Origin of the sequence: Kibdelosporangium aridum, assembly GCF_900176515.1 — a bacterium.
GTDB lineage: Bacteria > Actinomycetota > Actinomycetes > Mycobacteriales > Pseudonocardiaceae > Kibdelosporangium > Kibdelosporangium aridum.
The window spans coordinates 507,481-528,716 of record NZ_FWXV01000004.1 but is presented as its reverse complement, the minus strand read 5'-3'; the positions used below and the strand labels follow the sequence as shown (position 1 = coordinate 528,716).

At 66.6% G+C, this 21,236-nt stretch carries 19 protein-coding genes; 4 read left to right on the top strand and 15 right to left on the bottom strand.

What is annotated here, in order from left to right; genetic code table 11:
* Positions 1–153: 153 nt before the first annotated feature.
* Positions 154–2,349, top strand: coding sequence for a M4 family metallopeptidase (locus B9C43_RS26250; protein WP_084429693.1), 2,196 nt, complete (start codon positions 154–156; stop codon positions 2,347–2,349).
* Here B9C43_RS26250 and dapE read toward each other — a convergent pair.
* Complete coding sequence (gene dapE / locus B9C43_RS26245) at positions 2,339–3,490, bottom strand: succinyl-diaminopimelate desuccinylase (RefSeq protein ID WP_407657121.1); 1,152 nt, start codon at positions 3,488–3,490, stop codon at positions 2,339–2,341. The genes B9C43_RS26250 and dapE overlap by 11 nt on opposite strands.
* A gap of 75 nt (positions 3,491–3,565) precedes the next feature.
* On the opposite strand from dapE, the gene dapD reads away from it, so the two are divergent.
* Complete coding sequence (gene dapD, locus B9C43_RS26240) at positions 3,566–4,543, top strand: 2,3,4,5-tetrahydropyridine-2,6-dicarboxylate N-succinyltransferase (RefSeq protein ID WP_084429692.1); 978 nt, start codon at positions 3,566–3,568, stop codon at positions 4,541–4,543.
* A 26-nt stretch (positions 4,544–4,569) separates the two neighbouring features.
* Positions 4,570–5,505 carry a CHAD domain-containing protein gene (locus tag B9C43_RS26235; protein ID WP_235038837.1) on the top strand — a complete coding sequence of 312 codons (936 nt, stop codon included), beginning with the start codon at positions 4,570–4,572 and terminating at the stop codon, positions 5,503–5,505.
* A 51-nt stretch (positions 5,506–5,556) separates the two neighbouring features.
* On the opposite strand, the gene dapC is transcribed toward B9C43_RS26235, so the two are convergent.
* Together dapC and fdxA are read right to left on the bottom strand one after the other, a co-directional pair.
* Positions 5,557–6,648 (bottom strand): succinyldiaminopimelate transaminase, encoded by a 1,092-nt coding sequence (dapC, locus tag B9C43_RS26230; RefSeq protein WP_033389508.1) that lies wholly within the window; start codon positions 6,646–6,648, stop codon positions 5,557–5,559.
* Entirely contained in the window at positions 6,645–6,971 is a 327-nt protein-coding gene (gene fdxA / locus B9C43_RS26225; RefSeq protein WP_033389506.1) for a ferredoxin, read from the bottom strand. The genes dapC and fdxA overlap by 4 nt, the downstream gene beginning before the upstream one ends.
* A gap of 155 nt (positions 6,972–7,126) precedes the next feature.
* On the opposite strand from fdxA, the gene B9C43_RS26220 reads away from it, so the two are divergent.
* Complete coding sequence (locus B9C43_RS26220; RefSeq protein ID WP_084429689.1) at positions 7,127–7,852, top strand: GNAT family N-acetyltransferase; 726 nt, start codon at positions 7,127–7,129, stop codon at positions 7,850–7,852.
* On the opposite strand, the gene B9C43_RS26215 is transcribed toward B9C43_RS26220, so the two are convergent.
* From B9C43_RS26215 to typA, 12 genes are all read right to left on the bottom strand, one after another.
* A complete protein-coding gene (locus B9C43_RS26215; protein ID WP_084429688.1) occupies positions 7,834–8,604 on the bottom strand; it encodes a hypothetical protein in 771 nt (256 codons plus the stop codon). The genes B9C43_RS26220 and B9C43_RS26215 overlap by 19 nt on opposite strands.
* Positions 8,605–8,607: 3 nt before the next feature.
* Entirely contained in the window at positions 8,608–9,330 is a 723-nt protein-coding gene (locus B9C43_RS26210) for an MBL fold metallo-hydrolase (protein ID WP_084429687.1), read from the bottom strand.
* A gap of 4 nt (positions 9,331–9,334) precedes the next feature.
* On the bottom strand, positions 9,335–9,496 hold the full coding sequence (locus B9C43_RS56870) for a hypothetical protein (protein WP_160096701.1): 162 nt from the start codon (positions 9,494–9,496) through the stop codon (positions 9,335–9,337).
* Positions 9,497–9,559: 63 nt separating this feature from the next.
* Entirely contained in the window at positions 9,560–9,976 is a 417-nt protein-coding gene (locus tag B9C43_RS26205; RefSeq protein WP_084429686.1) for a hypothetical protein, read from the bottom strand.
* Positions 9,976–10,818, bottom strand: coding sequence for an N-acetyl-1-D-myo-inositol-2-amino-2-deoxy-alpha-D-glucopyranoside deacetylase (gene mshB, locus B9C43_RS26200; RefSeq protein WP_200825695.1), 843 nt, complete (start codon positions 10,816–10,818; stop codon positions 9,976–9,978). Before mshB ends, B9C43_RS26205 begins: the two co-directional genes overlap by 1 nt.
* A gap of 29 nt (positions 10,819–10,847) precedes the next feature.
* On the bottom strand, positions 10,848–11,870 hold the full coding sequence (locus B9C43_RS26195; RefSeq protein ID WP_143446625.1) for an ABC transporter ATP-binding protein: 1,023 nt from the start codon (positions 11,868–11,870) through the stop codon (positions 10,848–10,850).
* An 8-nt stretch (positions 11,871–11,878) separates the two neighbouring features.
* Positions 11,879–13,072, bottom strand: coding sequence for an ABC transporter ATP-binding protein (locus B9C43_RS26190; RefSeq protein WP_084429684.1), 1,194 nt, complete (start codon positions 13,070–13,072; stop codon positions 11,879–11,881).
* Between the two features lie 73 nt (positions 13,073–13,145).
* Positions 13,146–14,099 carry an ABC transporter permease gene (locus tag B9C43_RS26185; protein ID WP_235038836.1) on the bottom strand — a complete coding sequence of 318 codons (954 nt, stop codon included), beginning with the start codon at positions 14,097–14,099 and terminating at the stop codon, positions 13,146–13,148.
* Positions 14,092–15,090: an ABC transporter permease gene (locus B9C43_RS26180; RefSeq protein WP_033389498.1), complete on the bottom strand. Its 999-nt coding sequence runs from the start codon at positions 15,088–15,090 to the stop codon at positions 14,092–14,094. The genes B9C43_RS26185 and B9C43_RS26180 overlap by 8 nt, the downstream gene beginning before the upstream one ends.
* Positions 15,091–15,212: 122 nt before the next feature.
* Entirely contained in the window at positions 15,213–17,042 is a 1,830-nt protein-coding gene (locus B9C43_RS26175) for an ABC transporter family substrate-binding protein (RefSeq protein ID WP_084429683.1), read from the bottom strand.
* Between the two features lie 244 nt (positions 17,043–17,286).
* A complete protein-coding gene (locus B9C43_RS26170) occupies positions 17,287–18,921 on the bottom strand; it encodes an ABC transporter family substrate-binding protein (protein ID WP_033389496.1) in 1,635 nt (544 codons plus the stop codon).
* 310 nt (positions 18,922–19,231) lie between these two features.
* The gene (typA, locus tag B9C43_RS26165) at positions 19,232–21,130 is read right to left on the bottom strand and encodes a translational GTPase TypA (RefSeq protein ID WP_084429681.1); all 1,899 of its coding nucleotides are present in this window, start codon (positions 21,128–21,130) and stop codon (positions 19,232–19,234) included.
* Between the last annotated feature and the right edge of the window lie 106 nt (positions 21,131–21,236).

The following is a 21,236-nucleotide window of genomic DNA, read 5'->3' as shown; positions in this document are numbered from 1 at the left end:
ACGGTGACCGCCTGAAAAACGGTGATCGTTGACCGACGAACGGCGGTAGCAGCGTGTGTTCACCTCCCCGTTTACTCATCGATGCGGTTATGCGCATAACCCCGCTTCTCTCCCTGCTAAGGGGCGCTGCGAGGCGCCCAAAAGGAGCATGTCTTGAGACGAACGCGAGGGATTCTGGCGATCGCCGCCCTGACTTTGGCGATCCCAGTCGCGCAGGCACAGGCAAGCGCACCACAGGTCGCCGCCGACCCGTTAGCCCGGGCAACCACCGCTGCCGACCAAGCGGCCATCCTCGGGCTTGACGAACTCGCCAGGGGTGCCGACGAGGCGTTCACCCGCGTCAGCACGACGCACGGCGGTGCGGGGATCTACTACTCCGCCTACGAACGCTCATACCGTGGCCTCAAGGTCGTCGGCGGTGACGCTGTTGTCGTGACCGACGACCAAGGCCGTGTCCGTGACACGACCGCAGCCACGACCACGCCGCTGGCCGTGGACACCACCGCGAAGATCGACGCAGCCACGGCGGCGAACACCGCGCGTACCAAGGTCTCGACCGTCAAGTCCGTCGAAGCGCCGAAGCTGATCGTGCTGGCCGGTGCGGCGCCCAAACTTGCCTACGAAGTCGTCGTCTCCGGGAACAACGGCGTCATTCCGAGCAACATGCACGTGTTCGTCGATGCCACCGACGGCTCGGTCATCGAGAGCTACGACGACGTCAAGGCCGGCACCGGCGACTCGCACTACGTCGGTGACGTCCAGATCACCACCTCGCAGTCCGGCAGCACCTTCGCCATGCGCGACACGACCCGTCCTGGCCTTGAATGCGGCCTGGACAGCAACAAGGTCGTCTTCACCGGCCCGGATGACAACTGGGGCAACGGTTCCGGCACCGACATGGAGACCGCCTGTGTTGACGCCATGTACGGCGCGCAGAAGGAATGGGACATGCTGCGCGACTGGCTGGGCCGCAACGGTATTGACGGCAACGGCAAGACATTCCCCGCGTACGTCGGACTTCCCGCGGTGAACGCGTTCTGGACCGGCAGCTACACCCAGTACGGCCGCAGCCAGGACAGCCAGCGCCAGGTCGTCTCGATGGACGTGGTCGGCCACGAGTTCGGCCACGGCATCTTCCAGTTCACCCCCGGTGGATCCGGTGGCGGTGGCACGGAGAAGGGCGGCATGAACGAGTCGACCGGTGACATCTTCGGCGCGCTGACCGAGGCTTACGCCAACAACGCCGAAGACCCGGCCGACTTCGAGGTCGGCGAGGAGGTCAACCTCGCAGGCAGCGGCCCGATCCGCTACATGTACCAGCCGAACAAGATCTCCGGGCACCCCAACTGCTGGTCGACCTCGCTGCCTGGTTCGGTGCACGCCGCCGCGGGCCCGCAGAACCACTGGTTCTACCTGCTGTCCGAAGGCAGCAACCCGGGTGGCGGCAAGCCGGCCAGCCCGACCTGCGACGGCAGCACGGTGACCGGTATCGGCATCCAGAAGGCCGGCAAGATCTTCTACAACGGCCTGCTGCAGAAGACCACCACCTGGAACCACGGCGCCGCTCGTAAGGCCACCTTGCAGGCCGCGGTCAACCTGTTCCCGGGCAGCTGCACCGAGTACAACGCCACCAAGGCCGCGTGGAACGCGATCAGCGTGCCCGCGCAGACCGGCGAGGCGACCTGTGCGCCGCAGGGCGGCAACGACTTCTCGATCTCGCTGACCCCGGCCTCCGGCACCGTCCAGCCAGGCGGCAGCGCGACCACAACCGTTGGCACGCAAACAATCCGCGGCAACGCGCAGAACATCACCTTCGCCGCGAGTGGCCTGCCCGCCGGTGCGACCGCGACCTTCAACCCGGCTTCGGTCCAGTCCGGCGCCTCCTCGACGTTGACCATCGCGACCACGGCGAGCACTCCGGCTGGCACCTACCAGGTGACGGTCACTGGTGACGGCGCCGACGTCGACCACACCACGCAGTTCACGTTGACCGTCGGCACAACCGGCACACGGATCTTCACCAACGGCACGGACTTCCCGATCGCCGACCTGGCCACGGTCAGCAGCCCGGTCACGTCCACCGCCACAGGCTCAGCCACGTCGCCGGTGAAGCTGTCGGTGACGATCAGCCACACCTGCGCCTACGACCTGCAGATCACGTTGACCAGCCCAAGTGGACGGTCGTACAACGTGAAGGCCGCCGGTAGCGGCGGATGCGGTCAGTTCGGCACCAAGACCTATGACGTCCCAGTGACTTCCGAGAACGCTTCGGGCACATGGACGCTGGTCGTGGCCGACCGGTACCGCGCCGACACCGGCACCTTGGACACCTGGACGATCACGGTGTGAGCCAGCGGGTCAACACCCGCACACAGTCGGTGATCTGCTGAACGTGCACGTGTTCTTCCTTGGTGTGCGCCAAAGTCGGGTCACCGGGACCGAAGTTGACCGCGGGCATGCCAAGCGCGGCGAACCGGGCGACGTCCGTCCAGCCCAGTTTCGCCACCGGCGTGCCCCCGGCGGCTTCGACCAGTTCCTTGGCGGCGGGCGCCTGCAGCCCCGGCAGCGCGCCCGCCGCCGAGTCCACGACTTTCACGTCGTAGCCGTCGAAGACCTCACGCAAGTGCTTCTCGGCCGCTTCGGGGCTGCGGTCGGGCGCGAAGCGGTGGTTGATCGTGAGCACGGCCTCGTCGGGAACGACGTTGCCCGCGACGCCGCCGTCGATCTTCACGGCCTGCAGGCCTTCCCGGTACGTGCAGCCGTCGATGTCCACGATGCGCGGCTCGTAGGCGTCCAGCCTGCGCAGAGCCTCACCGATCGCGTGGATCGCGTTGACGCCCATCCAGGCCCGCGCGGTGTGCGCCCGCTTGCCTGTTGTGCGGATCTCGATCCGCATCGTGCCCTGGCAACCCGCCTCGATCGTGCCGTTCGACGGCTCACAGACGATCGCGACGTCCCCCGTCAGCCAGTCCTTGAGCTCCCGCTCGATCCGGCCGAGGCCGTTGCGGGCCGCCTCGATTTCCTCGCAGTCGTAGAAAACGAAGGTGAGATCGTGCTTGGGGTCGGTGATGTTCGCGGCGATGTGCAGCATGACCGCGTCACCGCCCTTCATGTCGACCGTGCCGCAACCGTGCATGATGTCGCCTTCCCGGCGGGACGGCAGGTTGTCGTTGATCGGGACCGTGTCGATGTGGCCCGCGAACACGACTCTGCGCTCGCGGCCGAGGTTCGTGCGTGCCAACACCGCGTTGCCCGACCTGGCGACCTCAAGGTGGCTGAGCTTTCGCAGGGCTCGCTCGACCGCGTCGGCCAGTAGGGCCTCGTTCTCCGAGACGCTCGGGATGTCCACGAGAGCAGCGGTCAGGTCCACCGGGTCAGCAGCAAGGTCCAGTTCAACGGTCACCCCGGCACGGTAGTCCACGCAGAGCCCACCAGATGACGTCGCGTGCAGACGCTGATCCGCAGGAAAGTCCATCACCCGCTGCGGCATGGCCAGACCTTCGGATCGCTCACGATCCGCAACCCGTTCGTAGAGTCCTGAACCCGCGTTCGTTACCTTTTGCGTGTGAGCACGAACCCCGAGTCGAGCGGCGCGTACGGCGTCGGCCTTGCGACAGTCACCACTGATGGCACCGTGCTGGACAGCTGGTTCCCCAAGCCGAAGCTGGGGGACGCGCCCGCGCCAGGTACGCAGCGCCTGTCCGAAATGGATGCGGCCGAGGAGCTCGGCAACGGGATCTCCGCGATGCTCGGCCCGGACGACGCCCGTGGCGTCGAGGTCATCGCGGTCCGGACGGGAATCAGTGCCCTCGCCGAGCCGCCCACTGACGCATACGACGTCTACCTGCGGCTGCACCTGATCTCCTCGCGGATGGCCACGCCGAACAGCCTCAACCTCGACGGCATCTTCGGCCTGCTGGCCAACGTCGTGTGGACCAACCACGGCCCGTGCCCGGTGGAGAACTTCGCGGCGACGCGGCTGGCGTTGCGCGCGCGTGGGGCCGTGACTGTGCACGGCATCGACAAGTTCCCGCGGATGGTCGACTACGTCGTGCCCAGCGGCGTGCGGATCGCCGACGCGGACCGTGTGCGGTTGGGTGCGCATCTGGCGAGCGGCACGACGGTCATGCATGAAGGCTTCGTCAACTTCAACGCGGGCACGCTGGGCTCGTCGATGATCGAGGGCCGTATCTCCCAGGGCGTTGTCGTCGGTGACGGTTCCGACGTCGGCGGCGGCGCGTCGATCATGGGCACGCTGTCCGGCGGCGGCAAGGAGACCATCACGATCGGCGAACGCTGCCTGCTCGGCGCGAACGCCGGCATCGGGATCTCGCTCGGCGACGACTGCGTGGTCGAGGCTGGCCTGTACGTCACCGCGGGCACCAAGATCACGTTGCCGGACGGCCGTTTGGTCAAGGCCCGCGACTTGTCAGGCGGCAGCAACCTGCTGTTCCGCCGCAACTCCAGCACCGGAACGGTCGAGGTCGTCGAGCGCAGCGGGTCAGGAGTCACCCTGAACGCCGCCTTGCACGCCAACGATTAACCTGCATTTCACCTAAAATCAAGGGCGTGACCCTTACTCCCGCGGATCTTGGCCTGCCCGCCGAGCCCACTGCCGCACGCCGCAAGGACCCGCCAGCCGTGCACGTCCGCGTGCGACTGGACAGCCAGTTGCGCGCGCTGCTGGCGCACGAGGCGGGCACCAAGTCCGGGGTGGATCCGGAAGACCTGCACCAGATGCGCGTCACCATCCGGCGCCTGCGTGCGGCGGTCAACGCCGACGGCGCCGGACTCGGTGACGCGGCGTCCCCACTCCAGCTCGAGCTCAAATGGCTCGGCAACGCCCTCGGCCCGGTCCGTGACCTGGACGTCCAACTCGACCGGCTGCGCACCGAAGCCGCCGGTTTCGACGACAACGAACGCGCCGCCGTCGAACGCCTGCTCAGCGGCCTGATGGACGAACGCCGCGCCGCGCGCCGCCGCATGCTCGCGGCGATGCGAACCAAGCGCTACGGCGAACTGCTGACATCACTGGCCGCCGCGACCGCCTCCAAGCCGACCTCGGCAGGCCCGCCCGTGGCCGACGGCAAGACACCGGCCGTGATCAGCGTGATCTACAAGCCCTACCGAAAGCTCTTCAAAGCCGTCGAGGCCCTCGGCGAAGACCCCCCGGACGGACAGCTGCACGCCCTACGAATCAAGGGCAAACGCTTGCGCTACGCGGCCGAGCTGGTCGGCGCGGCAGGCAAGGAACCAGTGAAACAGCTGATCAAGGCGACCAAAGCGTTCCAGGAAGTCCTTGGCGAACACCAGGACGCCGCAGTCGCCGAAGAAACCATCCGCCGCCTACTCGAAGGCCACGACGACGCCGAAGTCATCTTCGTGGCCGGGCGCCTGGTCGAACGAGAGCACGCCCGCCGCCTGGCCTACCGCGCCCAGTGGCGCGACAAGTGGGACGCAGTCGCCGCCCTCGCCCCGGAGTTCAACCACAAGTCAGCGGCCTGACCCGCTGAGAAGTCGGCGGCGCTACCAGGCCCATGGCTGCAATAGCGCGACTCAGGCTTCTTTGAGACGCCCGGCTGCGGCGGCGACTCGCTCATCGGTCGCCGTCAAAGCCACGCGCACATGCTGAGAACCCGTCGGCCCGTAGAAAGTCCCCGGAGCCACCAAGATCCCGCGTTCCGCCAGCCACGACACGGTCTTCCACGCGTCCTCACCCCGAGTGGCCCACAAGTACAGCCCGGCCTCGGAGTGGTCGACGGTGAAGCCCGCCGACTCCAGCGCGTCACGCAAGATCGTGCGGCGTGCCCGGTAGCGCTCCTTCTGGGCCTCGACGTGCGAGTCGTCGGAGAGCGCCGCGGTCATGGCTTCTTGCACCGGCCTGGGCACCATCATTCCGGCGTGCTTGCGGACCGCCAGCAACGAAGCCACCAGCGACGCGTCGCCGGTGACGAAGCCCGCGCGGTACCCGGCCAGGCTGGAGGACTTCGACAGCGAGTGCACCGCGAGGATGCCGCTCAGGCTGCCCTCGTTCACCGACGGGTGCAGCACCGACACCGGCGTGACGTCCCAGCCGAGCGACATGTAGCACTCGTCGGACACCACGATCGCGCCGCGTTCACGTGCCCACGTCACGACCTTGCGCAGGTGTGCGACGGGCAGCACGCGCCCGGTGGGGTTCGACGGTGAGTTGATCCAGATGATCGCCGGGTTCTGCGGGCCGAGTGCGGTCAGGCCGTCGGAACGCACGACCGTTGCCCCGGCGATCAGGGCGCCGACTTCGTACGTCGGGTACGCCAGCTCCGGGATGACGACCAGCGACCCGGCACCGGCGCCCAGCAGCGTCGGCAGCCAGGCGACCAGTTCCTTCGAGCCGATGGTCGGCAGTACGTCCGTTGCCGAGATGCCGCCGATGTCAAACCGGCGGCTCAGGGCTTCGACGGTGGCTTGGCGCAGTTCGGGCGTGCCGTGTGTGGTGGGATAACCGGCACGGTCCGACACTGACGCGAGCGCTGCCCTGATCTTGTCGGGCACCGGGTCGACGGGGGTGCCGACCGACAGATCGACCACCCCGTCCGGGTGCGCACGCGCCATGGCCGCGGGCTCGGCGAGCGAGTCCCACGGAAAGTCCGGCAGACCCGCTGTCAATGCTCGGTCTCGCGCGGCGCCAGGTCCTTGATCCACTGCGGGTCGGCCGAGACCTTGCCCACCTTGGACGCCCCGCCCGGCGACCCCAGCTCGTCGAAGAAGTCGACGTTGGCCTTGGTGTAGTCCTTCCACTGGTCGGGGACGTCGTCCTCGTAGTAGATGGCCTCCACCGGGCAGACCGGCTCGCAGGCACCGCAGTCGACGCACTCGTCAGGGTGGATGTAGAGCATCCGGTCGCCCTCGTAAATACAGTCGACCGGGCACTCCTCGATGCACGCCTTGTCGAGCAAGTCGACGCAGGGCTCGGCGATGACGTAGGTCACGGTGCTCTGCTCCTTTGAGAAACCTTGTACACGCGCGTTCGGGAGGTACGCGTCAAGGCCAGTATCCCCCGTCCACGCTGCACACGAGTACCCGGTGCCGCAGGGTGACGCTTATCTCAGCAAGTTGCACAGGTTGATCGCTGGAGAATCGCTACATGGACGCCGTGACCCGCCTTGAGCACGAATGCGCACAGGCCTGGCCTGCCCTGGTGGAAGAGCGGCTCGGTGACTGGCGGATGCGTGCCGCCGGCGGGTTCACCGGACGCGCGAACAGCACCCTGACCTGTGGTGATCCCGGGGTCGACGTCCGAGTCGCACTGCGCAGGGCAGCTGGGTTCGCCGAGCGCCACGGCATCCAGCCGACCGCGCACGTGGTGATCGGCTCGAAGGCCGACGCCGCCATCGCCGAACACGGTTGGGTGGTCAACCTGGACCATCCGGGTGGTGCCGAGTCGCTCGTGATGACCGGCCCGTTGTCTCCTGGGCCCCAAGACGGCGCTCGGATCGACGACGAACCGTCGCCCGGATGGTGGGAACTCACGACTGGCGCAAACGTGCCTAATGCCGCACAACGGCACGTTCTGTCGTCATCTTCCGGGGTCGGCTACGGCGTCCTGGAACGTGACGGTCAGGTCGTCGCCGCCGTGCGAGGCGCGGTCGTGGGTGATCTCCTGCATGTCGCACGCTTGGCCGTGCGGCCGTCACACCGGCGCCAGCGCTTGGCGGCAGGGCTGCTGAGGACGCTGTACGCGTGGGCCGCGGCAAAGGGCGCGACGCGTCAGGCGTTGCAGGTTGCTGAACACAACATCGCGGCGATCCGCCTGTACGAGATGCTCGGGTGCACCGAGCACCACCGCTACCGCTACTGGATCCCCTGCTGAGCGAGCCATTTGGTGCCACGCTTCGCCGCGCGTTTCAACGCTGAGCGTTCGCCGAGGTAGTCACCGGCCATGCCGACGACCGGCAGCAGGCCCAATGCCTTGTGGTAGATCCGGCCCTGCGGGCGTTTCTCCAGCTCGTCGGTGATCGCGAAGAGGATCCGGGCTTGCCGCCACAGCCACTTGAACCCGGCCTTGACGCTGAACTTCTTGCCTTTCACGGGTCCGTCGGCCGGTTCGTCCTCCGGGGCGAGTTCGGCGACCATCTGCTCGTCGGCCGCCGCGTCACCGGAGCCGCGCGCGGTCACCGGGTCGATGTCCCGCTCGAACAGCACCGAGGCAAGCAGCCGCACCCGCACGCCGATGTCGTCGACGCCGTGCTCGGAAGCGATGGCGCACAACAACAATCCCTGGCTGGCTGAGCCGAGCATGTCCTGCAACGGCAGCCGGTCACCCCACACGCCCGCCAGTCCGGTGACCGACGCGAGCAGGGACGTGAACCGGCCGACCCGGCTGATCCACCAGTCCACCCGCTCCTGGATCGGCAGCTGGCCCCAGCCCTTCATGCCCGGCCTTTTGATGCTGGCCACGACGGCTTTCACTTTGTCCAAGATGGACCGGTCGATATCCGGATCGCTGGCGTCGACCTCAACCGGTTCACCGTCGTCCCGCAACCGCGTCAGCATCGGCTCGCATCTGCGCACGAACACCCGCAGGACCACGGCCACATGCTGATCAGTGATCGGCTCCGCCACGATTCAGCAGCGTAGAGCCATCCCCTCGACGGCCGCAGCGATATCGCCGGAAAATTCGGCGTAGGCCGACGACACCGCCGCGGTCCGGTCACTTCCCGGCCAGAAATGGGTCAAGAGCAGGCGTTTCGCGTTCGCCCTCGCCGCCCACTGGCCCGCTTCACGCGCGGTCAGCAGGGTCCGCGTGCCTTGTTGGGGCTCGATCAGCGTCGCCTCGGCGATGAACAGGTCCGCGTCCTTCGCGAGCACGGCCAACGCCGGATCCGGCCCGGTGTCGCCGGTGTACGCGAGCACACTGTCCTTCGTGGTCAGTCGGACACCCGAATTCGGAACGTGATGGGGCAATAGCATTCCGGTCAAGTCGAACGGACCAACCGAGTAGCCACCAGGCAGTTCATATATGTCGAACGCCGCCGACAGCGGCGGGTTGGGCTCGACCACGTTCAGCCTGCCCGCCACGCCAGGTGTGCAGTACAACGGAATCCTCGGCATGCCGCCGTAGAACCTGGCACGCAGCAACGCGTTGAGGTCCACGCAGTGATCCGGGTGCTCATGCGTCACGACCACCGCGTTCACCGATTCGGCCGGGCAGATCTCGAAGAGTCTTGACGCCACGCCGAACCCCATGTCCAGCACCAGGCGAAAGCCGTCGTGCTCGACCAGAAACCCACTACACGCGCGGCCAGGCTCCGGCCATGCCCCGCAGCTGCCGAGAACGGTGATCTGCATGCCCCTAGCCTTGCAGAAACAAGGCGATCAGTTCGTCACGACCGCAAGATCCGCTCTTCCGGTCGATCAACTGCGGTTGGTGGATGGCGACGGCCGGCAGCCTGCCGCGTTCCCAGGATGTCCAATGTGGAATCGCGCGCCGCCGTACCTGCGCCTCCGCGCTCATTCCCGAAATCCTTGCCAGCGGACACTTCGGGCGATACGAAAGCCTTGCGGGAACGCCGCAACGTCAGCGTTCCGCACTTGCGGCACCCGGTCGTGATCCAGCCGGGCGGCCGAGCATGCCGCCGAGCGTGATCGAACCGGCCAGTGCACCGCAGCCAAGCAGCAGCAACGCCCGCCAGTCGCCGATCAGCACGACGTCACCACCCGGTCCGGGGAAGGCCGCGACCAGCACGCCCAGCAGCCAGATCCACAGTGGCGACCCGGCGACGAGCAGCCGCAGCGAGATCCGGCGGGCACGTTTGATCAGCCACGGCAACGTCACCGCGGCGACGACAGCGGAGATCGGCAACGGCAGACTGTCGCCGACCATCGGCAGCAGCGCGCCGTCGAACCGCAGCGGCAGGTAGAGCAGCTCGATCAGGGTGAGCGCCAGGCTGAGCAGCAGCAGGCCGGTCAGCCGCACCCAGTGCCGCACACCCATCACAGGCCTCCGAACAGGTCGGTTTCCGCGTCGTCCGGACGCCCGCTGGCCAGGATGTAGTACTCGTGGCCGACGATCGGCTGGGCGATGTCGTTGGACAACGCGTAGCACGACGAGCCGGAATCGTCCTGCCAGACGGTCACCTGGGTCTGGTGTGCCCGCAGCGCCCGCAGTTTCATGTCGAGGTGGTCCACGATCTCGATCACCGTGGTGATCTCGTCGTCCGGCGTGACGGGCAACTCGCCGGGTTCCGGTATGCGGTACGGCAGATCGGCCACCCTGGCCAGCTCCGCCACCCCGGAGTCGGTGGCCTTCTTGGACGTCACCACGTGGAAAACGCGCCGCACGTCCGCCTGTGCACACGCGACAGTCGTGATCTCATGCGCCCGGATGTGGTCGGGATGTCCGTAGCCGCCGTCCGGTCCGTATGTGACAACAACGTCCGGTTTGACCTCACGCAGGATCGCGAGCAGCTGCTCGGCCTGTTCGGTGAAGTCACCGTTGATGAAGGCCCGTGGATGCTGATTGGACGGCACACCGACCATTCCGGAGTCCCGCCACCGGCCGATCCCGCCGAGATAGCGGTGGTCGACGACGCCAAGCGCCGCGCACGCCGCCCGCAGCTCACCGTTTCGGTAGCCGCCGAGCTGGTCGGACTCGTTCGCCGCGAGCAGGGCGAGAGCATCGGGGATGATCTCGCCCTCTTCGCCGAGCGTGCAGGTCACCAGGGTGACATGGGCACCGTTGGCCGCGTACTTGGCGATGGTGCCGCCCGTCCAGAGACTCTCGTCGTCCGGATGGGCGTGCACCAGCAGCAACCTCGGTGGAGCAGTCAGCATCACGCCTCAAGCCTAGGGAATCAGACCTGAGGTCAGAGCACCTGGCGTTCCTCAGCGAAGTGGCACGCCGAGGCGAGGCCACCGGACCCGTGCTGGACCAGCGGTGGTTCCTCGGTTGCGCAGATGTCCTGTGCCTTCCAGCACCGCGTCCGGAACCGGCAACCCGACGGCGGGTCGACCGGGCTCGGCACGTCACCGGTGAGCACGATCCGCTGGCGTTCCCGCTCCTGACGCGGGTCAGGCACGGGCACCGCGGACAGCAACGCCTGCGTGTACGGGTGGGTCGGACGCGTGTAGATGTCCTCCCTCGGTCCGATCTCCACGATCTTGCCGAGGTACATCACGGCCACCCGGTGTGAGATGTGCCGCACCACGGACAAGTCGTGTGCCACGAACAGGTACGCCAGGTTGAACCGCTCCTGCAGTTCCTCAAGCAGGTTCACCACACCGGCCTGCACCGACACGTCCAAAGCGGACACCGGCTCGTCCAGTACGACCATCCGCGGGTTCAACGCCAGTGCCCTGGCGATGCCGATGCGTTGGCGCTGACCGCCGGAGAACTCGTGGCCGTACCGGTTGCGGTGCTCCGGGTTCAGGCCGACGAGCTCGAGCAGTTCGTCCACTTTGTGCTGGCGTTCGGTGGCCGACCCGGAGAAACCGTGGATGTTGAACGGTTCCGACACGATGTCGTTGATCTGCCAGCGCGGGTTCAGCGACGCGTACGGGTCCTGGAACACGATCTGCATGTCCCTGCGGACCGACCGCATCTCGCGCTGCCCGAGCTTGGTCAGCTCCTTGCCGTCGAACTTCACCGAACCCGACGTGGGCTTGTGCAGTTGCAGCACGGCACGGCCGGTCGTGGACTTGCCGCACCCGGACTCGCCGACCAGGCCGAGGGTCTCCCCTGCCGACAACGTGAAGCTCACGCCGGAAACGGCGTGCACGTGCCCGATCGTGCGCGGGATGATCCCGCCGCCACGCACCGGGAACGTCTTGACCAGATCCTTGACCTCGAGCATCGGCGCGGTCTTGGTGTCTGCTTTCTCTTCCTGCATCTGCGCAGTCACGATGATTCCTCCTCCGCCCGCTGCTCATCGAGCCGCTTCTCCACCACGGCCAGATCCTCGACCTGCACCAGATCCGGCGCTTCCTCGACGAGGGCGGCCGGGTTCTCCACCACGCCGATCTCGTCGGTGGCGAAGAGCTTGCTCGGATCTTCGATGCCTGCGAGGTGTTCCCACCGGATGCAGCGCGCGCTGTGGTTCGCCTGCCCGGTCGGTACCAACGCGGGCTCACCCGTGTGGCACTCGTCGATGACGAGCGGGCACCGCGGTGAGAACACGCAACCGCTTGGCAGGTTCATCAGCGACGGTGGCGCGCCCTTGATCGGGGTGAGCCGCCTGCCCAGCAGTGACGGGTTGGGGATGGAGCCCAGCAGGCCGACGGTGTACGGCATCCGCGGCGACTCGAAGACGTCGTGCACGCCTCCGGTCTCCACGATCGTGCCGCCGTACATCACCTGCACGCGGTCGACCATGCCTGCCACGACGCCGAGGTCGTGGGTGATCATGATGATCGCGGCGTTGGTCTCGTCCTGGATGCTCAGCAACGTCTCCAGGATCTGCGCCTGCACGGTCACGTCGAGCGCGGTCGTCGGCTCGTCGGCGATGATCAGCTCGGGATCGTTGATGATCGACATGCCGATCACCGCACGCTGGCGCATACCGCCGGAGAACTCGTGCGGGTACTGCTTGGCCCGCCGATCCGGCTGCGGAATGCCAACCAGGGCAAGGGTTTCCACGGCCTTGGACCACGCGGCCGACTTGGACACGTCGTGGTGCGCCCGGTAGGCCTCGGCCAGCTGGTACCCGACGGTGAACACCGGGTTGAGCGACGTCATCGGGTCCTGGAAGATCATCGCGATCTTGTTGCCGCGATAGGGCCGTATCTGCTTGTACTCCAGGCCGACCAGCTCTTCACCCTGGAACTTGATGGAGCCGGTCACCGTGGCGGTCTTGGGCAGCAGGCCCATGATCGCCATGGAGGACACCGACTTGCCGGAGCCGGACTCACCGACGATGCCGAGAACTTCCCGCTGCCCCAACGAGAACGACACGTTGCGCACCGCGTGCACGGCGCCGTCCTCGGTGTTGAAGTCGACCGAGAGATCGGTGACTTCAAGCAGCTTGTCGGACACCTCGTCGCGCGGGCGAGCGCCTTTCAGCGCGGTGTCACCGAAATCAGAAAAGTCGGTCATGCCCGCTCCCCGCTGTGGTCACCCGTGTCGCATGACCGGCGGACTGTGTTGAATGATTCGCTCGCAAGCTCGCTCATGCCCGCACCCTCTTCTGCCGTGGATCGAAAGCGTCACGCAGGCCGTCACCGACGAAGTTCACCGACAACGAGATCAGCACGATGAAGATGAACGGGAAGTAGAACAGCCAGGGATGCACGAGCAACTCGTTCTGGTTCTCACTGATCAGCAAGCCCAGTGAGGTGTCCGGGTACTTCACGCCGAGGCCGACGAAGGACAACGCCGACTCGAGCAGAACCGCCTGCGCCATGGCGATCGTGGCGTTGACGATCACGACGTCCATGGTGTTCGGCAGGATGTGCCTGAAGATGACCCGGCCGGGGCCGCCGCCGAGCGCACGCGCGGCTTCGACGAACTCCTTCTCCCGCAACGAGAGCACCATGCCGCGCACGGTTCGTGCGGTGATCATCCAGTTGGTCAGGCCGAGGATGATCGCGACCTGCAGCCAGTTGCTGGATCCGCCGCCCTGGGAGAGCTCCGCGGTGGAGAACGTACTGCGCGACAGCACCGCGGCGATCAGGAAGGTCGGGATGACCAGCACGAGGTCGGTCAGCCGGGAGACCGCGCTGTCCACCCAGCCGCGGTAGTACCCGGCGATCGCGCCGAGCACGACACCCACAGCCGTGTTGATCAGTGCGGCGACCAACGCGATCTGCATGGAGAAGCCGGTGCCGCTGAGCACCTTGGCGAACACGTCGTCGCCGATCTGGCCGGTGCCGAAGGGGTGGTCGACACTCGGCGCCTGGTAGCGGCCGAGGTTGAGGTCCGACGCGTCGTACTTCCACAGCATCGGGCCGAAAACCGAGAAGAGGACGAGCAATGCGAAGACGACCATGCCGACGATCGCGGCCCGGTGCCGGAAGAACCGGCGCATGACCACTTGCCATTGCTTGCGCGGCTTGGCGAGGTCGATGCCCGATGCAGCGTCGGACGACACGCCCGCTGTCGTGGTGGTGGTGTTGTCAGGCAAGTCGGATCCTCGGGTCCAAGCGGGCGTACAGAATGTCCGCGATCAGGTTCGCGATGACGACGATGACCGCGGTCACCATCACGACGCCGAGCACCATGTACGGCTCTTTGTCATAGATGCTCCGGATCAGCAGCTTGCCCATACCGGACCAGTTGAACACCGTCTCGGTGATCACCGCGCCACCCATGACGGTGCCGAAGTTGACCGCGAACACGGTGATGACGGGGATCAGGCCGTTGCGGAACGCGTGCCGGAAGACCACCCGGGCGCTGGACAGGCCCTTCGCCTGCGCGGTCCGTACGTAGTCCTGACCGAGGATGTCCAACATGGACGCTCGCTGGAACCGGCTGTAGAACGCGAACTGGATGGCCAGCAAAGCCAGTGTCGGCAACAGGAACGTGCCGATGTACTGGGTGATCTGATGGCCGAAGCTGCCGGAGAACCCGCCGGGCGGCGGTCCCGCGGTGGTGATCCACCGGTCCATGCCGATGGACTCGAGGAAGTCGTTGAACGGGATCGCGGCGCTCTTGAGCATCAGGCCGATGCAGAACACCGGCATCGAGAACAGCGCGAAGGCCGCGCCCGTCGCCGCGTAGTCGAAGATCGAGTACTGGCGGACGGCACCGATCACCCCCACCGCCATGCCGATCAGCAGGGCGAGGATCTCGGCTCCGACCACGAGCCGGAAGGTCGTCCACAGCCCGTGCATCACCTCTTCTTGGACGTCCCTGACGCCCGATCCTGGGATGATGGTCGTTCCCCAGTCGCCCTGGACGAACCCGCCAACCCAGGTCACATACCGTTCGAAGAACGGCTCGTTGTAGCCCGCCCGCTCGTACGCGGCCGCGATCTCCTCGGGGGAACGGGGCTGCTGCAGCTTCCACTCGCCGAGCGGATCGCCCATCCCCTGTACGAGCGCGAACACCAGAAACGAGCCGACGATCAGCAGCGGAATCGTGATCAGGATCCGCCGCACGATGTAACGGAACACTTCGTTTACTCCTAGGCCTGGCTCCCAGCGGTGGCCAGGGTAGCCATGAACGAACGCGAGCGGGGGCCGGTGCTCGTGGCACCGGCCCCCATTACGCCCGGTTCAGCAACTTTGCCGAAGACTTACCGCTTGCACCAGGCCCACATGTTCCACGTCTGCCCGCCCTGGAAGTTCAGGTAGGTGACGTCGCCTGCCTTGCCGCTGGCGTCACAGACACCGATGCTGGCGTCGGTGGCGGCCATGTCAGGCAGCTGGAACAGCGGAATCGTGTGCAGGTCAGCCGCCATCAGCTTGTCGGCTTCGTTGATCTGCTTCGTGCGAGCAGCGAAGTCGAGGTTGCCGTTGGCCTGCTGCAGCAGCGAGTCGACCTGCGGGTTGGAGTACAGGTTGTAGTTCGCGGTGCCGCCGTTGGCCTTGGAGAGGTAGTTCTCCGAGGAGCTGGACTTGCTCAGGGCACCGACCCAGGCGAACAGGGCCGCGTCGAACGCGCTGGCCGTCAGGTCGTCGTCGTTGAACTTGTCCTTCTGGCCGCTGTTGATCTGGATGCCGGCTTCCTTGCACTTCTGGCTGACCAGCTGCCAGGTCTTGTGCCTGCGGTCCAGGGTCTTGTAGCCGAGGGTGAACTCGGCGCGGGTCGCGCCCTTGGTGTAGACGCCGTCGGCACCGAGCTTCCAGCCGGCGTCCTCCAGCAGCTTCTTGGCGCCTGCGATGTCGCTCGGGTCGTCCTTGCCGATGCCCGCGTAGTGGTCCTCGTAGCCGACCTCGTTCGGCATGAAGAGCACGTTGCCGAGCGGCTTGGCGTTCGGGTCGATGTCCTTGACCAGGTTGTCGACGATCGCCTGGCGGTCGATGCACATCGCGATGGCCTTGCGGATCTCGGGGTTGTCCTTGAACAACGGCCGCGACATGTTCAGGTCGATGTGCTCGTAGGTCTGGCCACCCTGGGCGAGCAGCTTGACCGTCGGGATCGACTTGAGCTGGATGGCCGTCGGGCCGTCAGCCTGGGTGTCGATCGACTGGACTTCCTTGTTCTGCAGCTGCTGCGAGGCGGACTGGGAGTTGGTGTTGGTCCGGACCGTGACCTTCGACGGGCCGGTCTTCGGGCCCCAGTACTTCTCGTTGCGCACCAGGACGAGCTCGTCGCGGCCGTCCGCGCTCTGGATCTTGAACGGGCCACCGGAGATCGCGTTCTCCGGCTTGAAGCCCAGCCAGGCCTCGGTGTAGGCCTTGATCGCCTTGTCCGTGGTCAGCTCGGGGCTGGTGCGGGTGAGCTTGGTGATGTCCGGGATGCCGGCGTTCTTCTCCCAGATGTGGCCGGGCAGGATGCTGTTGTTGCCCGTGTAGGAGAACAGGCCGCGGTAGTCGGCGTACGGCTTCTCGAAGACGACCGTGGCGGTCTTGAGGTCATCGGAGCACTTGACTTCCTTGATGTCCTCGTAGCCGGCGGTCGACGAGTCGAACTTCTTGCCGGTGTCCTTGCCACGGACCAGGAACTGCAGGTAGATGTCCTTGCAGCCGATCGGGGCGCCATCCTCCCAGACGGCAGCCTTCTGGAACTTGTACTCGATCGTCTGCGGTTCCTTCGAGGTGACCTTGACGGACTCCATCAGGTCGCCGTCGATCTGCTGCTCGAACTGGCCGCCCTCGACGACACCGATGTACACCGACGGCTGCACAGCCACGGTCGCGACCAGGTTGGCGGCACTGTTGGTGACACCGAGCAGGTTGTTGTAGTCGTGGCCGTTCTCCTCGGTCACCGTGGTGATCTCACCCATGTCGGGGACCGTGGGACGCTTGTAGACCTTGTCCTCGCCGCCGATCTCCCTCGGCTTCGCGTCCTGCTGGTTGGCCCCGCTGCCGCCGGAGCTGTCCGTCCCGGAGCTGCAGGCTCCGAGCACCAAGCTCGCCGACGCGAACAGCGCGATCGCGGAGATTGCCTTTGATCTCCTCATTGACACGTGCCCTCCTAGCACAGGGTCATCTCTTACAAGCCGATCTGTCGCTTGAAGAGCACCCATGACTCTAAGACGCGCCCAACTGCCGTGAGCCGCGCACTGCCGTGGAACGCTAGAAACCCAAATGGTCGCAGGTCATCAGGCAGAGTCTGATCGTGACCAAAGGGTGACACGTTGATAGCGCACGGCAACCCATCCGTTACCCGCCGGTACTATTTCGAATCCGAGCGGACACAGAGAGCTAGTTTTGCTTGCGCTGCCAACTGACCGCGGACGCGAAGGGCGCGTTGAGCGGCGCGGTCAGATCACCGGTTGTCAATTCCGCGCGAGCGGCCACTGAATCGGCCGATTGGAACAGCGGGACCGCGACCGCTTGGCGCCATAGACGCGGCTCGACCTTCTCTATAGCTTCAGTTAATGGCATCGACGCGTTCAATGCGGCGTCGATCGTGGGTTGCAGGCTCCTGTCGCAGAAGCCCATGACATTGCCCGGCAGCACCGTGCTCGCGTCGTTCGTGCTCGTCGGGCAGCCGTAGACCGACGCCATGACAGCGGCCGGGTTGTCGCCGACCGGACGCGGCGCGATCAGGATGTCGGGGCCCGCGTCAGTGCCGCTGACCCGCATCAGCTGGTCGGCGGCCGGGGTGATGAGCTTGACCTGGACACCGGCGGCGACGAGCTGCCGTTGGACTTCCTTGGCGACGAGCAGGTACGGCTCTTTGTCGACGGGCGCACCCAGCGTAACCGCCAGAGGGCGTCCTTCACGTGTCCAGATGCCTGATGTGAGCGAGTACCCGGCTTGGGTGAGCAAGGACTGCGCCGCGGCCTGATCATGCAGCGGTGCGCCAGTTGGGGCGTATCCCGCCTGTGAGGGCGCGAGGACCAGTGCGTCGGCCCGCAGGCTCGGGCCGCCGCCGGTGCCGACCTTGATGACCTCGTCCCGGTCCAGCAGGTTGACCAGCGCGGTACGTACTCGCTCGTCGGCCAGGTCGGTCCCGGACGGCTTGAGGAAAAGGCTGATGACGGTGGGTCTCGGCGCGGATTTCACGGTGACCCGCTCGCCCAGCGCCTGCAGCATCGCGACGCCGCCCGCGTCGGTCCGCGCGACGACCAACTGGTCGTGGCCGGTTCGCAGGGCATCGGTCAACCCGGCCTGGTCGGCCCGCCGCAGAATCACCCGATCGGCGACGGCGGGCTGCTCCCAGTAGCGCTCGTTGCGCTCCAGCACGATCTCGCCACGCGCCGCGTCGACCTGCTTGATCGAGAACGGGCCCGCGGTGGCCGGGAACGAGCTCTCCAGCACCTGCTCCCAGCCGCCGGGAGCGTCTTTCAGCAGGTGGGCGGGCAGAAGACTGGAGAAAAGCGACCGCCAGCCCGGGTAGGAGGCGGCGAAGGTGACCTGGACGACCTTGCCGCTTTCCTCGGCCTTGATGTCGGTGATCTGGCGATAGCCCGCGGAGTCGACGCCACCGGGCTCGTCGCGCATCTGCTCGCGGAGGTACAGGAAGTCCTCGGCGGCGATGGGCGCGCCATCTGACCACGCGGCGTCACCACGCAGCCGGTAGGTGACGGTGTACGGCGCGGTGTTGGTGACATCCGCGGAGACCATGAGCGTGCGGTCGAGCTGCGGACTGCCATCCGGAGCGGTCCGGAACACGCTCGGCAGGAGCATGGTGGACAGCGCGGTGGTGATTGTGGACTGGTCAGCCAGGACGTGCGGGTTGTAACCACCGGCGATGCTGTCGACGCCGACGACGATCTCGCCCGGTTTGGCCGCGGGAGCCGAAGGTACCGGCGGAACTGTGCCGACGATCGGCGGCGGTGGCGTCACAGAACAGGCAGCAAGCATCAGCGCAGCGACCACTGCGACTGCCATTCGCACAGCTCGGCACCCCCTTGGCTGAGAGGATGCCATTGTCTCGCTACCCACGCACCCGAGTTTTCCAGCCCTGGCCGGATCGCGTCCGCCGAATAGACCGTTTTCCAGGAAATCGAAACGTGCAGGTGGTCACAGTGGGCCAATTGGTGTGAATGACCGACAGGGGATCGACATCAGCCCTGATAGAACCCCTGATTGCGAGCGGATAACCCGAACGCGCTGATTTACGGGCGCGGCATCTGGTGTGGACATGGCGAAAGCCAACGAGGGCCGCCACTTTCGTGACGGCCCCCGTTGGTGACTCTTGTCAGCCCTGGGTCTTGGCGCGGGAACGAGCCCGGGCGCGCTGGGTCGAGTCGAGGATCAGCTTGCGCACGCGGATGACGTTGGGGGCCACCTCGACGCACTCGTCACTGGCGCAGAACTCCAGCGCCTCCTCAAGGCCCAGCTTGCGCGGCCGAGCCAGGCGCTCGAGCTCGTCACCGGTCGACGACCGCATGTTGGTCAGCTTCTTTTCCCGTGCCACGTTGACATCCAGGTCCTCGGCGCGCGGGTTCTCCCCCACCACCATGCCTTCGTAGGCATCCTGGCCCGGCTCGACGAAGAACGTGCCGCGGTCGGCGAGCTGGATCATGGCGTACGCCGTGATCGGGCCGGTGCGGTCGGCGACCAACGAACCGCTGTGGCGGGTGCGCAGTTCGCCCACCCACGGGAAGTAGCCCTCGAACACGTGGTTGGCGATGCCAGTTCCCCGCGTCTCGGTCAGGAACTCCGTGCGGAAGCCGATCAGGCCACGGGCCGGGACCACGTACTCCAGCCGGATACGGCCGGTGCCGTGGCCGCCCATGTGCTCCATCTTTCCCTTGCGGGACGCGAGCAGCTGCGTGATCGAGCCGAGGTGCTCCTCCGGCGCGTCGATCGTCAGGCGCTCGAACGGCTCGCACAGCTTGCCGTCGATGGTGCGGGTGACCACCTGGGGCTTGCCGACGGTCAGCTCGAAGCCTTCCCGGCGCATCGTCTCGACCAGGATCGCCAGCGCGAGTTCGCCACGGCCCTGGACCTCCCAGGTGTCCGGGCGCTCGGTCGGCAGGACCTTCACGCTCACGTTGCCGACGAGCTCGGCGTCCAGCCGGGCCTTCAGCACGCGGGCAGTCAGCTTGGTGCCGCCGTTGCGACCCGCCAGCGGCGAGGTGTTCACACCGATGGTCATGGCGATGGCGGGCTCGTCGACGGTGATCCGCGGCAGCGGCACCGGGTTGTCCACATCAGCGAGCGTGTCGCCGATGGTGATGTCCGGGATGCCGGAGATGGCCACGAGGTCACCCGCCGAGGCCTCCTCAGCGGGCACGCGCTCGAGCGCCTCGGTGATCATCAGCTCGGCGATCCGGACGTTCGAGACCGCTCCGTCCGCGCGGCACCATGCGACGGTCTGGCCCTTGCGCAGCTTGCCCGCGTGAATCCGGCACAGCGCGATCCGGCCGAGGAAGCTGGAGGCGTCCAGGTTGGTCACCAGCGCCTGCAGCGGGGCCTCAGGGTCGCCGGTGGGCGACGGGATGTGCTGCAGCAGCACGTCGAACAGCGGGTCGAGGTTCTCGCTGTCCGGCAGGCCGCCGTCGGCGGGCTGGGTCAGCGAGGCACGACCGGCGCGTGCGGAGGCGTAGACCACCGGCAGGTCCAGCACCGCGTCGAGGTCTTCCAGATCAAGGTCACCGGCCAGGTCCAGCAGCAGGTCGTGGCTCTCGCTGACGACCTCCTCGATCCGGGCGTCCGGGCGGTCCACCTTGTTCACCACGAGCACCACGGGCAGGCCCGCGGCCAGCGCCTTGCGCAGCACGAAACGGGTCTGCGGCAACGGGCCTTCGCTGGCGTCGACGAGCAGCAGGACGCCGTCGACCATGGACAGTCCGCGCTCCACCTCGCCACCGAAGTCGGCGTGCCCGGGGGTGTCGACCACGTTGATGGTCACCACGCCGTCCGGGGTCTGCCTGCGCACGGCCGTGTTCTTGGCCAGGATCGTGATGCCCTTCTCCCGCTCGAGTTCGCCGGAGTCCATCACGCGGTCAACCACCTCCGCCCGCGCCGCGAACGCCCCGGATTGACGCAGCATGGCGTCGACGAGAGTGGTCTTACCGTGGTCGACGTGCGCCACAATGGCGACGTTGCGCAGGTCCGTGCGGGTCCTGCTGACAGTGGCCGATGCGGGCACGCGAGAGCTCCTGTACCTCGAGTATGGGGATGGCCTCACGCTTCCATGCGGACGAGGCCCAGCCGAAAGGTTACCCTGACCAAAGGTGTGACCAGCCGCACAGGAC